Annotated in this window: 10 protein-coding genes; 3 read left to right on the forward strand and 7 right to left on the reverse strand. The window is 51.2% G+C overall.

Translation table 11 applies throughout. The annotated features are described in order from the left end of the window. Positions 1 to 272: 272 nt before the first annotated feature. From ttrA to ttrB, 3 genes are read right to left on the reverse strand one after another with little or no spacing between them, the layout of a single operon-like run. The gene (gene ttrA / locus ACLD3P_RS01930) at positions 273 to 3,335 is read right to left on the reverse strand and encodes a tetrathionate reductase subunit TtrA (RefSeq protein WP_134944828.1); all 3,063 of its coding nucleotides are present in this window, start codon (positions 3,333 to 3,335) and stop codon (positions 273 to 275) included. Next, positions 3,328 to 4,350: a tetrathionate reductase subunit TtrC gene (gene ttrC, locus ACLD3P_RS01935; protein ID WP_000149757.1), complete on the reverse strand. Its 1,023-nt coding sequence runs from the start codon at positions 4,348 to 4,350 to the stop codon at positions 3,328 to 3,330. The genes ttrA and ttrC overlap by 8 nt, the downstream gene beginning before the upstream one ends. Continuing rightward, complete coding sequence (gene ttrB, locus ACLD3P_RS01940) at positions 4,351 to 5,085, reverse strand: tetrathionate reductase subunit TtrB (protein WP_001523928.1); 735 nt, start codon at positions 5,083 to 5,085, stop codon at positions 4,351 to 4,353. Positions 5,086 to 5,266: 181 nt separating this feature from the next. Here ttrB and ttrS point away from each other — a divergent pair, with 181 nt between their 5' ends. The 3 genes from ttrS (at position 5,267) to fumD (ending at position 7,950) form a co-directional block, all read left to right on the forward strand. Continuing rightward, positions 5,267 to 7,045: a sensor histidine kinase gene (gene ttrS / locus ACLD3P_RS01945; protein WP_411006354.1), complete on the forward strand. Its 1,779-nt coding sequence runs from the start codon at positions 5,267 to 5,269 to the stop codon at positions 7,043 to 7,045. Continuing rightward, entirely contained in the window at positions 7,020 to 7,640 is a 621-nt protein-coding gene (ttrR, locus tag ACLD3P_RS01950; protein WP_000190927.1) for a tetrathionate respiration response regulator TtrR, read from the forward strand. The genes ttrS and ttrR overlap by 26 nt, the downstream gene beginning before the upstream one ends. Before the next feature lie 97 nt (positions 7,641 to 7,737). Further along, positions 7,738 to 7,950 (forward strand): fumarate hydratase FumD, encoded by a 213-nt coding sequence (gene fumD, locus ACLD3P_RS01955; RefSeq protein WP_411006355.1) that lies wholly within the window; start codon positions 7,738 to 7,740, stop codon positions 7,948 to 7,950. Positions 7,951 to 8,045: 95 nt separating this feature from the next. On the opposite strand, the gene mlrB is transcribed toward fumD, so the two are convergent. The 4 genes from mlrB to ACLD3P_RS01975 all read right to left on the reverse strand — a co-directional run bounded on the left by mlrB (position 8,046) and on the right by ACLD3P_RS01975 (position 13,516). Continuing rightward, entirely contained in the window at positions 8,046 to 9,005 is a 960-nt protein-coding gene (gene mlrB, locus ACLD3P_RS01960; RefSeq protein ID WP_114047180.1) for a transcriptional regulator MlrB, read from the reverse strand. Between the two features lie 172 nt (positions 9,006 to 9,177). Beyond that, the gene (locus ACLD3P_RS01965) at positions 9,178 to 9,906 is read right to left on the reverse strand and encodes a MerR family transcriptional regulator (RefSeq protein ID WP_000122318.1); all 729 of its coding nucleotides are present in this window, start codon (positions 9,904 to 9,906) and stop codon (positions 9,178 to 9,180) included. Between the two features lie 178 nt (positions 9,907 to 10,084). Continuing rightward, complete coding sequence (locus ACLD3P_RS01970; protein WP_000666334.1) at positions 10,085 to 10,723, reverse strand: two component system response regulator; 639 nt, start codon at positions 10,721 to 10,723, stop codon at positions 10,085 to 10,087. A gap of 30 nt (positions 10,724 to 10,753) precedes the next feature. Further along, a complete protein-coding gene (locus tag ACLD3P_RS01975) occupies positions 10,754 to 13,516 on the reverse strand; it encodes a two component system sensor kinase (RefSeq protein WP_076935177.1) in 2,763 nt (920 codons plus the stop codon). Positions 13,517 to 13,825 lie beyond the last annotated feature (309 nt).

A 13,825-nucleotide genomic window follows, 5' to 3' on the forward strand; every position in this document is an offset into this window, starting at 1 on the left:
GGTGAATTCAATCACAGATTATGCGGTCAACCGGAAGTAACCCCAAATGAATGTCAATAATCAGAAGCGCAGCCAATGTGTTAAATATTAATTGCTTACAGAAGGGGAAAATAGTTTTGTGAGTGTTGTCATATATTTTCTATGTAATATGACGGGGTGAACGTAAAATAGTTGGGCTTGCACGATTCAGTGAGTATATGCAGCCGGACAGCGTTCGCTTATCAGTCGCTACCCTCGACGAAATAAGACGATATCGCTCTCCGGCCCTGGGGTTATATACGCTCGATTTTTGCCGGTAGCCCCTGACGTACCGCCGCGCCAGAAACCCAGTCGAGCCAGGTGTTGGTAATGGTTCTTGTCGGATCGGCAAAGCCCAGATCGTTAAGATTTATGCCTGCCCTGATTTGTGGATCATACGGCATAGGCACGCCATCCAGAGAGTGCTGCGTTGCGCCCATCTCGCGGTGACCATATCCGTGTTCGATGGCGATGACGCCTGGCATCACGCCATTTAACAAACTGATTTGCGCCACGACCTGACCGCCCGGCGTAATGATCCGTACCCGATCGCCATGTTGCAGCCCATAACGCTCGCCGTCTTGCGGATTCAGCGCCACCAGGTTTGCTGGCTTCACATGGTGTAAGCGCGGGATGACGGCTGTTGAGCTGGACATGGTATTTGATTTAAATGAAATCAGTTTCAGCGGCCATTGCCCAATGGGAAACTGGTCGTCAATCGCACGACCATCTGACAAACGCGCCGGATACCAGACCGGGCAACCGCTGAAACGCTCCCCGGTGATGGCGTGACGGTGGGCGGCGACATCTGCATTCCAGATCTGTAAGGGTTTTTTCCACGCGTTACCTAACCGTTGCTCCGTATAGCCGCTATCCTCGGGCGCAAACCGGCCGCCACGCGAGTAGATAAACGCCACACGACCGACCTCATCAGCTTTAAGCGTGTGCTGAATTGCTGGCAGAATGCGGCTGACGCCGGTAAGCGAAATATCTTCCTGATTTGCCGGCGCGACCGGCGTCTTGCCCATAAAGGCGATATTAGCGGCTACGCGCAGATAGAAATCTTCCGCCCGGTTCAGTGGAAAAGCATTGCCCTGCGGATCGGTTATCGCCCGGTCGCCGAAGCCGGGCAGATGGAGCCGTTTTGCTACCGCAATACAAAATGCTTCCATTGAGACAGGTTGCCCGTCCGCCGTTCGGTGAGTGGCGGGGGCGACAACTGGCCAGCGGGCGGTAGTGGCTTTACTGGCTACGCCGCCCCAGGGCGCCGTAAAGCCCCAGCTCTCAAAATTGTGCGTGTCCGGCACAATGTAATCCGCCAGCGCCGTCGTTTCATTCATAAAGGCGTCAATTGCGATAAAGAGCGGCAGTCGGCGAGGGTCTTTTAGCTTTTCTTCCGCGACGGCGCGTAGACCGGGAACACCGTAAAACGGGTTGCTCATATTGGAAATCCAGGCTTTAAGCGGATAAGGATAGCCTTCGAGCGCGGAGGTCAACAGTTCGGTAAGCTGGCCTGCCACAAAGGGATACCACGGCGCTTTGGCTGGATAAGGGGATTGCCCGCCGGCAATTTTGTCGCGGTATTCTTCCGATGCTTCATAAGCGGTTTTGCTACGGGCAATACTTAACCCGGACGGTTTCACTTTTCCGGCAAAACTGTTCATGTTGTAGCGGGGGCCGTCGCTAACGCCGTTGAATTTGCCGCCGCCGACAAAGACGCCGCCGGACAAGCTGAGGTTGCCGATCAGCGCGTTAAGCATCATGACCGACCAGGCGTTATAAAACCCATTGCCGGCCATCATGCCGCCGTGACTGATGACCGCGGCTTTACGTCCGTGACCGGTAAAGGTTTCCGCCAGCGCGATAATTTGCGCTTCCGGCACGCCGCACTGTTCGCTGTATTGCGCCAACGAGAGCTTTTCTGCCGCCTCTTTCAGGCGTTGCAACCCGCTCTTCACCGTGACCCGTTGGCCGTCGGCGAGCGTAACGTACTGCGTCACGAAAAGCCGTGCCTGTCGGCAAGTGGAGGCATCGACCAACTCGCCGTCGGTATTCAGTACGACAGGGGTCTCTTCGCCATCGGGCGTAAGATGGCGTAGCGTCAGGTGTTGTCCGGCAAGCGTCGGCAGTTCATCCGCAATGACCAGGTGCGTGGCGTTGGTCCAACTTTGCTCGCCGGCCTGCTGCATCGCCTGTACGCCGGGAATCGCCAGATAATCAGCATTATAACGTTGATTATCCATGATCCAGCGGATCATTCCCATTGCCAGCGCCGAATCGCTGCCGGGCATGACCGGTTGCCAGCGACCGCGAGGATCGGCGAGCACCGTTGATAAGGGGAGGGCGGGGGCGACCACGACGTATTGAAAATTCTCACGCAGCCGGGCGCTCGCCAACTGACGCGCCTGGCGTTTAAAGGGATTACCGGACTGTGCCGGGGAGGTGCCCATAAAGAGCGCAAACTCCACGTTTTCCCAGTCGGGTTTGACATGCGGGTTTTTATCCAGATCGCCCATCAGCGCCCCGGAGCCGGCCCGGTAAGCTAGTCCACAGTAGGCGCCATGCGCGCCGAAATTCTTGCTGCCGAAGCTATTTAGCGCAAAACGACGCAGAAACGCATCGCGGCCTTCGTCGCTGGTATTCGTGACCAGTAACTGATTGGTTTTGGGCCCGAAACTGGGATGCTTTGCGTCAATTGGCGTATCCGGCGCATGAATAGCGCGCAGTCCGTCCACATGACCTTCGCCAAACAGATCGCCGCCTTCCACGACTTCTTCAATAAGCTGCTCAAAGCTGATGCGTTGCCATTTCCCTTCTCCGCGTTTACCCACGCGTTTCATTGGTTCAAGCAGTCGCAGCGGACTGTACAGGCTTTCCAGCAGCGTGGCGCCGCGCGCGCAGGCGGTTGAGCGGGCGTCAAGACCGCTTTCTCCCGCCAGTTGCTCCATGGCTTCGCTAAAAGGCACGGATGAGTCAATCGGGTGTTCCTGCGACAAGGGGTGATAGGGATTGCCGGCGATGCGTATCACTTTGCCATCGGCATTAACCCGGGCGCGGATACCGCACTGTGTCCAACAGCCGAAGCATTGCGTCATGGCGATGGTTTGTTGTGGATTTTGCTGCCAGTGCGTTTGCGCCTGCGCCTCCGGAATTAACGCATTGCCAAAGATGCGGTCGCGCGTTACCTTGCCGGACGTCCCGTTTAACAGGCCATCAATTGCGCGTTTCGCCACATCACGGTAGCTCAGACCAAAAGTGACCATCCCACCGACGGCGAGACCGACTTTTAGCCACTGACGACGGGTTAAATTAGCCATGTTGTAATCTCCTGGTGAGTCCGTTCAGCGTTTCACGAATAATAATCAGTAGCGCTATCCACAGGCCGAAGGTGCCGAGAATAGCCAGCCAGCCATCCGTTCCGCCTGGTAACGAGTAAGGGTTAAATTGCGCGTTGAACTTGGGTACGGTTTGTACCTGAATCAACAATGTCCAGCGCATCAGCCAACATAGCGCCAGCGCGCTCAGAACCAGCAGGACGCGTCTTAGTTGCGATAACGGATGACGTAGCGCCAGGCTACAGAACAGCAGCGTGAATACCCACAGCGCTAGCCAGCCGACAGCGTAATATTTGGCTGACAGGGCGACAGTAATCCACTGACGGATTGCCGTGCCGGAAAGCGTATCGCCGCTAACCCACATGGCCACAACCAGCCCCAGCGCCGCCAGCGTCCAGATTTGTCCCCACAATATTTTTGGCAGCCTTACCGAGTCGCGTCGGGCGGCGACAATCATCAGCGCGAAGAACGCCTGTAAGGCGCTAAGAAACATCGCCACGGGGAAGGCGTAGCTAAACCAGATTGGACGCGCCAGCACAACGGAGACTTCGCGGCCGGTATAAATCAACAGGCCCACCGCGCAAAGTGCGCTGGCTAACGCCAACCATTTAGTGACGTTGTAACTTTTATTGAATAATCGTTTTATCTGCTGCGCCAGGAACCACAGAGCGAGAAACCCGGTAAACAGCGGCAGGAACAACGCTCCCCAGGGCATCCACGACCAGGGCGTCGGCCAGGCATAGAAATGCCAGACGCGGGCGGTCTGGTGCAGATCCGCCGTCAACGCCAGCGGTGCGGTAATCGCACAGGTAATGGCAATCAGTAATGCCCGATTTTCTTCTGTTGCGGCGTCTTTTTTCCGCCAGTGAAGATAACAGGCAAACAGTGCGGCGCAGGCGGCAATACCAATAAAAAAGAAATATTGTACCGCCCACGGCAGCCAGCTAATGTCCTGCGGGTGAGCCAGCACTTCTTCAATGATGAGTGAATGCGTCATTCAGACCTCCTGCCAAAGCGCGGGCTGCGCACGGCCCATTAATGGGGTGACAAAGGCGTCGTCCAGACCCAGGTAGAAAACATGGGGCGACGTGCCGTTTTCCGGCTTTAATACCTTGATAGCGTCGCGATGTTGATGAAGCATGGTGGCGATGCGGCTATGGGGATCTTTGATATCGCCAATAATACGCGCGCCGCCGACGCAGGACTCTACGCAAGCGGGTAACAGTCCGGCTTCCAGACGATGGACGCAAAACGTGCATTTATCGGCAGTTTGCGTTTCATGATTGATAAATCGGGCGTCGTAAGGACACGCCTGGACACAATAGGCGCAGCCGACGCAGCGTTTGTTATCCACCACCACAATGCCGTCTTCCCGCTGAAAGGTGGCTTGTACCGGGCAGACCGGCACGCAGGGGGGGTTATCGCAATGGTTGCACAGACGCGGCAATAGCACATTCGTGACTTCCTGACTACCTTCACGCTGGACCTGGTATTGGTTCACGGTCGTACGAAACGCGCCCTGCGGCGTTTGGTTTTCAATAGTGCAACTTACGGTACAGGACTGACAGCCGATACAACGCCGCAGGTCGATAAGCATGGCGTAACGGTGTCGGGGAGAGCCTTCATGCCGCTCCGGCGAAAAAGGAAATTTCGCTTCAGCCAGCGGAACCAGCGAGGCGCCAGCGGTCAGGACGCCGAGCTGCTGGAGAAATTGCCGTTTACTGCTGTCCATATTGACTCCCGTCCACATTGCCAACAATGAAACATTTGTCACGATGTTGGTTCATGTGTAATGAATAAAAAATGTTGATGATTTACAGTGTAAAAATCGAGACGGGGTGCGCTCTATTGTGGTTAACCACATACCCGGCTTGTTGTTGATCTAAAACAACATAATTGACAGGGATATTGGGGTGAGAGGTAAAACCGTAAGGCGCCTGGCGGTGTTGGCGGCAGTAGGGCTACTTTGTCATGGCGCGTGGGCAGGGACGTGGAATATCGGTATTTTGGCCATGCGCGGCGAGGCGTCTACGCGTAGCCACTGGCAACCGTTGGCAAAGACATTAAGCCAACAGCTTCCAGGCGAAACCTTTCACATCCAGCCGCTGGATCTGCATCAAATGCAGGAGGCCGTTAACCAGGGAACCGTGCAGTTTGTGATAACCAACCCGGCTCAATTTGTCCAACTGAACAGCCATGCGCCGCTGCGCTGGTTAGCTTCCCTGCGCTCCACGCGCGATGGGAAAGCGGTGAGTAATGTTATTGGCAGCGTGATTTTGACCCGGCGCGATAGCGGCATCACCACGGCGCATGATCTCATCGGTAAGACAGTCGGCGCGATTGATGCTCAGGCGTTTGGCGGCTATTTATTAGGCTATAAAGCGCTCAGCGACGCGGGCTTACGCCCGGAGCGCGATTTTCATCTTCGTTTTACCGGATTTCCTGGCGATGCCTTAGTCTATATGCTGCGCGAAAAAGCGGTGCAGGCGGCAATTGTGCCAGTGTGCCTGTTAGAAAATATGGATCAGGAAGGATTGATTAATAAAAAGGACTTTATCGCGCTGCTTTCCCGACCGACGCCCCTGCCTTGCTTAACCAGTACGCCGTTATATCCTGACTGGTCGTTCGCGGCGCTACCTGCGGTAAGCGATGCGTTGGCGGATCGCGTAACGCGAGCGCTATTCAACGCGCCCGCCGCCGCGTCATTTCACTGGGGCGCGCCAGCGTCGACCAGTCAGGTGGAAGCGTTGCTGCGTGATGTTCGTCAGCACCCTCAGCAGCGTCGACTGTGGCTGGATGTCAAAAGTTGGTTAATCCAGCACCAGCTAATGGTCGGCGGCGTGATTCTGGCGTTCCTGTTGCTCACGCTCAATTATATTTGGGTCATGCTGCTGGTGCGTCGACGTGGAAAGCAACTGGAACGTAATAGCGTAGTCCTTCATCAGCATGAGCGGGCGCTGGAAACCGCCCGGCAAATGAGCGTGTTGGGTGAAATGACCTCCGGGTTTGCCCATGAGCTTAATCAGCCGCTTTCCGCGATTCGACATTATGCCCAGGGGTGCCTGATTCGACTGCGCGTTGCAGATGAACAGCATCCCTTGCTGCCGGCGCTGGAGCAGATTGACCAGCAGGCGCAACGCGGTGCGGATACTCTGCGTAACCTGCGTCACTGGGTCAGCCAGGCGCAGGGCAACCCGGTGCTAACCGAAGCGTGGAAGGCCATAGCCATTCGCGAGGCGATTGATCATGTCTGGCAATTGTTGCGTATGGCGCAACAGTTTCCGACAGTGACTCTGCATACCGAGGTTAGCGCTGCGCTGCGCGTAACGCTGCCGTCAATGCTGCTGGAACAGGTGCTGGCGAATATCATTCTTAATGCGGCTCAGGCGGGCGCCACCCATTTATGGGTCGTTGCTGAACATACTGAAAACGGCATCAGCATCGTTTTACAGGATAACGCCGGGGGAATCGATGAGGCGCTATTACGTCAGGCGTTTCAGCCGTTTATGACAACCCGCAAAGAGGGGATGGGCTTAGGGCTGGCGATTTGCCAGCGGCTGGTGCGGTATGGGCGGGGCGATATCAGCATCAGGAACCACACCGCGCCGGACGGTCTGTCGGGAACGGTGGTCACGATACATTTCTTACATGAACATGGGGGCAGGGATGGCGACAATTCATCTACTGGATGATGATACGGCGGTCACTAACGCGTGCGCGTTTTTACTGGAAAGCCTGGGATATGACGTAAAATGCTGGACGCAGGGGGCGGATTTTTTGGCGCAGGCCAGTCTGTATCAGGCCGGGGTCGTATTACTGGATATGCGAATGCCGGTACTGGATGGGCAGGGCGTTCATGATGCGTTGCGCCAGTGCGGAAGTACCCTGGCGGTTGTTTTTCTTACCGGGCATGGCGATGTACCGATGGCCGTGGAGCAGATGAAACGCGGCGCCGTCGATTTTCTGCAAAAACCGGTATCGGTAAAACCGCTACAGGCGGCGCTGGAGCGTGCGCTGACGGTTTCATCGGCAGCGGTGGCGCGCCGTGAGATTATACTGTGTTACCAGCAGTTGACGCCGAAAGAGCGTGAGCTGGCCAGCCTGGTGGCAAAAGGATTTATGAACCGTGAAATTGCGGAAGCGATGAATATCGCGGTGCGTACCGTAGAGGTGCACCGCGCCAGAGTCATGGAAAAAATGCAGGCCGGTAGTCTGGCGGAACTGATTAGGCGTTTCGAAAAAATGGCCTCGCCAGAGACCAGAATACGAACAACGTATGAGCCATGAATAATAAACCGCGTTATTTCTTTGATTTGCATCAAATTTTGTTTAATAGAGAAGACTGTTATATTCTGTTGGTTTGAGCTGGCGACGAGTAAAACGTATGACAAAACCGACAAAAGATGACGAACTGTACCGCGAGATGTGCCGGGTGGTGGGCAAGGTCGTGCTGGAAATGCGCGATCTGGGGCAGGAGCCTAAATATATTGTTATTGCGGGCGTGTTAAGAACCGCGCTGGCGAATCAACGCATCCAACGTAGCGCGTTAGAAAAACAGGCTATGGAAACCGCGATTAACGCTCTGGCGCGGTCATAGCCGCTATCAGGGGGGCAATAACGAAATCGCCTTTGAATTGTCGCGATTGTCACCATGGCGGGCGGGTTGCCCGCCATTAGCGATGCGCAGGGTTATCAGTTGATGGCTAAGCGCAGCCCTAATGTATCAGGGTACGGCTCAAAATAATTCTGGCTGCGTAGATAGTCATCTGGATGTTCCGCCAGATAGTGCTTCAGCAGCGTTAACGGTGCCAGGATAGGTAGTCGGCCCGCCCGGTAGCCGAGAATCACCTCGCGTAATTCCGCGCGTTGCCTGCTGTTCAACGCGCGGTGAAAATAGCCCTGGATATGCATCAGCACATTGGTGTGATTTTTACGTGAAGCGGGGTGTCGCAGGATAGCCATCAGTTTTTCTCTGTATCGGACAAAGAAGGCATCCAGATCGTCCCACTCATGCAGACGCGCGACGAAAGGGCCAATTTCGCGGTAGCCGGCCTGGTGGTGGGCGAGAAGCTGAAGTTTGTATCGGCTATGAAACGCGAGCAAACTGTGACGACTCAAGCCCTGCGCGCGTAGCGCATTTAATTCATGTAGCGCGAAGATACGTGCGATGAAATTCTCGCGTAGTACCGGATCGTGCAGGCGACCATCTTCCTCTATCGGCAGCCAGGGATATTTCTCCATCATCGCGGCGGTAAACAGCCCCGTGCCAGCTTTGTGGCCCCTGTTACCCTTTTCATCATACAGGCGAACGCGCTCCATTCCGCAACTGGGCGATTTTGCACACACAATAAACCCCGCCAGTTCGCCTATTGTTGGCAGAAACCGATCGGCAAAGGCATTCATTCGCTCGGTGACGTCATCGTGCGGGGCATGGCTATAGCGCATCCGAATGTCGCCGCAGGTCGTCTGGATAAGACGCAGCGCAGGGCGAGGCACGGGCAGGCCGATTGCCACCTCCGGGCAGATCGGTTTGTAGTCCACCCACGGTGCCAGAGAGTTCATGACAAAATCCATACGCTTATGTCCGCCATCAAAGCGTACCGCGGCGCCAGTCAGACATCCGCTAATGCCGACTACGGGTTTGTTATTCATGATTCCCCCTTATTGAAAGTACGACGACTGACGCCAATGGCGCAAAATGTTATCTCACGCTGATTTAAAACTTACACAACTTTGTTTTTTTGTCTAAGTTTTCGCGGGGATTTTTTTTGACGTAGTTAAATATCAATAAGATAGAATGAGGGGAAGAAATCTATTTCAGCGCTTATAGTGTGATAACCTCCAGCGAAGCGACCACGTTGCGCCACTGGGCAAGCTGTTTTTTCTGCCCGGCAGTGAGCTTTCCGGTGGTCACCAGGAACCATTTTCTCTGGGCGAACAGCTCGGGCGCCAGCATGGCTGGTGGAGAGGGAAGCACATTGAGCCGCAGCTCTTGTCCGGTACGAGTCAACGCTTCCAGCCAGATTTCACAGTGATCCGAGAGATGCCATCCGCTAATAAATGCATTGTTGCCAGGCGCTTTTCTGTCGCCTTCAAGGCAAAAAGAGGTGTAGGCAATAATGATGCCATCCAGTATTTCGCGCAGCGTCATCACGGCGGGAAGGTGCGCGGACACTTTGCTGCGCAACGGACGCAATAAATGGGTCACCAGTTCTGCGCGGGGATATTCCCGGCCACAGTCATAAATCAACTGCCGCAGCGCGTCAATTCGCCCTTCGTGGAGATGTTGAAGCATCGTCTCCTGGATCGTTATCCAGTTATCGCCCAGGCGAATGACCGGACGCGACAGTAAGGGTTTGACCTGGCTTATCGGTACGCCTTTTCTCACCCAGTCGAGGATGCTAAGCGCTTGTCGAATATCGTCATCGCTGTATAAGCGATGTCCGCCATCAGTACGCTGCGGTTTCAATAAACCATAGCGTCGCTGCCATGCCCTTAGCGTGGCGGCATTGATACCGCATAGTCTGGCAAATTCGCCGATAGAATACGACATGGTAAAGCCCGTTAAATAAGGGGATTCTACTATATCATGATTAAATGAAGACTAAGGTAGTGATAAATGGTGCGGCATACCAGGGCATCCGTATGGATTTTGTCGATGATGAGCAATACTGCGTGGCGTAAGGCTCATCAAAATATGACCAATGCTTAATACCATCGGATGCCCCTGGTTAATACTCTATTAACCTCATTCTTCGGGCGCAGTTAAGTAACTCTGTCACTTTATGAACCTGTAGCTTTCTCATCATATTCATCCGATGTGTTTCGACGGTTTTTATACTGATATGTAGTTTTTCGCTGATCCCATGATTGGTATACCCCTCGTCAATAAGTTTAAGAACCTGACGCTCGCGCAAAGTAAGCAGTTGATGATTGGTCGTGTCAGCCTTTAATTCAGCCAGGATAGCTTCCCGATTCAACGTCGGGTCAATGTAACGCTTGTTTACTGCGACTGTTTGCAATGCCGCTAACAGAACTTGCTGACTACTGCTTTTTAAAACATAGCCATTAGCACCTGCGGCTAAAGTTTTAATGGTCATATACTCTTGTTGGTATGCTGTGTAAACCAGAATATTCATTGCTGGCCAACGCTGATGTAATTGGGGAATGATATCCAGGCCATTGATGCCAGGTAAGCTAAGATCAAGGATAAGTATGTCAGGCTCGTATGCGCAACAGGCATTATAAACCTCAAGACCATTTTTAACATGTTCTACAATTTTAAAATGAGGCCAGGGTAGTAAGGCATTCATAATGCCGTTAATGATGATTTCATGATCGTCTACTAATAAGATCTTATATTCTTTCATTTTGCTGCCCTCGCGAAAATTAAGATAATATTAAGTAATGGTGTAGTTTTTGAAGATCATACGTATTTTCTGGCGTAAGTCGGTTAGTTCCTCCAGCGCGATGATTTTCCCCATTTTTACGCGATTCTCAATGTCTATGACATAACATACCAATTCAGTCTGCCCTATTTGACCTAAACAGCCTTTTAATGTGTGAATTAACTGATCGATTTTTTTTCCAGCCGATATGGCATTTTCAATATCAGCCAGCAAGAGGTCCAGTGATTGGAAAATCTTGCTATTAATGACCATATCATCTGTCGCCAGTAGCGCTGAGCAGCGACTCGGATCCTGCTCCTGTAGCTCTATATTTCGCAAAAGTTGATATTCTGCGGCAATACTGATATAGCGAGCTAAGGTAGCCAATGTCACTGGTTTGGTAATGTAATGATGAATCCCATTTTTTTTACAACGATGAATATCTTCTGTCGCTACGCTAGCGGATAGCGCCACAAACATGCAGTCAGGATCTAAATTATTCGGCTCATCGTGCCATAATTGTACACATTCAATACCATCTATTTCTGGCATTCTAATGTCAATCAGTACTAAATCGAATCGCTGCTGTTGTGATAAAGTCAGAGCCTCGTTACTACTGGCGGCAATAGTGACGTGTTGGCCCAGGCTGACAAGCATTTTGCCGATGATATCCCGATTAATATCGGCATCATCAACCAAAAGAATCTGCAACTGCCAGGGTGGTAACAAATTATTTATTACTGGCATATTTGGTGTACACAATATTAACTGTTGCGCCAGGTCGTAGAGTTTTCCGGGGAAATACAAAAGCTCAGCGTTGAGAAGCGCATTTTGCTGGTGGGGTGGTTCGCCGCGTATTCCCCAGCAAGCCAGTTGCCGATGCAGGCAGAAAGGCGCTGACAGCGTCCCTTTAATTGGTTGAGGCGGTTGGTATTCTTGTAAGGGTAATACTAGCGAGAAACAGGTTCCAACCCCGGGGACACTTTTTAGTGTCAGGTTACCGCCCATCATTTTAGCCAGGCTTGACGCAATAGTCAGTCCAATTCCTGTACCTTGCGAATTTGTGTCTGCTTGATAAAAAGCAGTAAAGATTTGAGACTGCTGCTGTATTTCAATCCCTTTACCGCTATCGCTAACCAGAAATATTAATTGTTCCTCATGACGCTTGACCGTCAGACGTATCCCTCCTGTTTCAGTAAATTTTACCGCGTTCCCGAGTAAATTAACCAAAATTTGCCGTAAACGGATACTGTCGGTATGAAAATAGAGAGGGACATGTTGACCGACAAAAGTACGTAATGACAGTTTTTTGCTTTGCGCTGGCCCCTGGATGGTTTGCATTGCCTGGTCCAGTAACGGCAGTAACGCTGTTTCTTCCATATGTAATGTGAAATGACCAGACTCGATGCGTGAAAAATCCAGCAGATTATTAATAATAGCTAACAAAGACAGTGTACAATTCCTGGCGGTATCAGCTAATCCTTGCTGCTCTATGTTTAAAGGGGTGGTTTGTAATAATTCAATCGCACCGAGTACGCCATTCATCGGAGTACGTAACTCATGGCTTATTACCGTAAGATGAATGCTTTTACGTTTGTTAGCTTGCTCAGCGCGTTTTTTTGCTTCATTTAGCGCCTGGGTGCGCTCTGCAACTTTGTTTTCCAGATTGTCGTATTGGACTTGTAGAGTATCAAGCAGTTGGTTAAAAGCACCGGCAATACTATCTAATTCATCCAGTCGTTGTGCTGGTAAACGTGTGCTCAGCGGTGCAGTTGCGGTTTTATTAATGATATCGACAAAACGCCATAACGGTTTGGCCAGTGAGCGATGTAGTAACCAACAAAAAGCCGACGTCATCAACACCAATGCTGTTAATGTAAAGGGGATTTGTTGAAGGATAGTTTTTAAGATGCGATTATGTAGATTACCGTATGGGTACAGCGTAATCAGACTCCAGCCGGGGCCATGCAAAGTTGTGCGTAATATCAGAAATCCAGGAATTTGCTGCCATCCATCATGCAGCGTTACATTTTCTAACTGTGTACGTATTTTTTGCGGGATGTATGAAAACGGCAATAAGTGGTTGTTTTGATCCAGCCATACTCGAATACTATCATCTAATGACAGGTGGCTCTTAGTAATGAGATCAGGAAGTTTAACCATCACCCCAAAAAATACGCCTTGCTGATCGGCAACCGCAACGGAAGCGTGCCATCCTTTGCCGTTTATGTATTCTGGTTCACTCCAGTAAAACCCGGCATGGGTTGGGTATAAAGGAAAGCTTTTTCGCGTTAAAGGCTGTAGAGTTGAATAATCTGAAGAGTTATCAGTAGATAATACCGAAATCTCATTTTTATGGTTAAGAATAAAACTATCGCGACGAAAGCTTTTTTCATCGATATCAGCGGACTGCAGAAAGAGACGGTGCTTCTCTCCGTTTAGCGTCGGCGTGCAATTTGAAGGACCGACAGACAGATGCCGGCTCACCTCAGGGAAAATATCGTTATGATGAATCTCAGTCGCTAATGAGCATTGATACATTAAATTTTTAGCGTCACGCTCAGCCTCTTCAAATCGTTGATTGCTTAGTACAATATTCATCTCGGATAGAGCGGATAAGTCCTCTATTATATGCTGCCGTTTCTGAACCATTGATATATAAGCTGCAGTAAGCACAGATAGCAGCCAAATAATTATTGTTGTTAATAAAAATAAAAATGTTAGCCTGATTACTAAAGATGTTTGCAGCGTATTCTTGGGATTCAGCAAATTCATAATGCTTTCCTTCTGTTGCCTGTTGCAAAATCTTTGGTACTTGATCACTATCGCAGTACATATAGTTTCATCAGAAGATTAATCGATGGTGTTATCATTAGGAAGATAAATTTCTTCATATATAACCCAGTCGATGACTACAATTAATTTTTAATAAGGCGGTGATGTAAAAACATCGTAACAGTTTATTTAATAAATAATTTTTCAAATTGTAATTTTTTGTGTCAATACTGAAAGTGTAATTGTGAATTTATCGGAAAATCCGAATGATAGAATCGCCTGTGACAAGGTATATGTAGACAGCATCCT

Origin of the sequence: Salmonella sp. 741265073_HBA (assembly GCF_046569105.1) — a bacterium.
Classification (GTDB): Bacteria; Pseudomonadota; Gammaproteobacteria; order Enterobacterales; family Enterobacteriaceae; genus Salmonella; species Salmonella enterica.

What these genes read in the sequence shown, in the direction of transcription:
- ttrA (WP_134944828.1), bottom strand. Translation starts at nt 3,335, where the DNA reads ATGGCTAATTTAACCCGTCGTCAGTGGCTAAAAGTCGGTCTCGCCGTC.
- ACLD3P_RS01965 (WP_000122318.1), bottom strand. Translation starts at nt 9,906, where the DNA reads ATGTCGTATTCTATCGGCGAATTTGCCAGACTATGCGGTATCAATGCC.
- ACLD3P_RS01975 (WP_076935177.1), bottom strand. Translation starts at nt 13,516, where the DNA reads ATGAATTTGCTGAATCCCAAGAATACGCTGCAAACATCTTTAGTAATC.
- ACLD3P_RS01970 (WP_000666334.1), bottom strand. Translation starts at nt 10,723, where the DNA reads ATGAAAGAATATAAGATCTTATTAGTAGACGATCATGAAATCATCATT.
- ttrB (WP_001523928.1), bottom strand. Translation starts at nt 5,085, where the DNA reads ATGGACAGCAGTAAACGGCAATTTCTCCAGCAGCTCGGCGTCCTGACC.
- ttrC (WP_000149757.1), bottom strand. Translation starts at nt 4,350, where the DNA reads ATGACGCATTCACTCATCATTGAAGAAGTGCTGGCTCACCCGCAGGAC.
- ttrR (WP_000190927.1), top strand. Translation starts at nt 7,020, where the DNA reads ATGGCGACAATTCATCTACTGGATGATGATACGGCGGTCACTAACGCG.
- fumD (WP_411006355.1), top strand. Translation starts at nt 7,738, where the DNA reads ATGACAAAACCGACAAAAGATGACGAACTGTACCGCGAGATGTGCCGG.
- mlrB (WP_114047180.1), bottom strand. Translation starts at nt 9,005, where the DNA reads ATGAATAACAAACCCGTAGTCGGCATTAGCGGATGTCTGACTGGCGCC.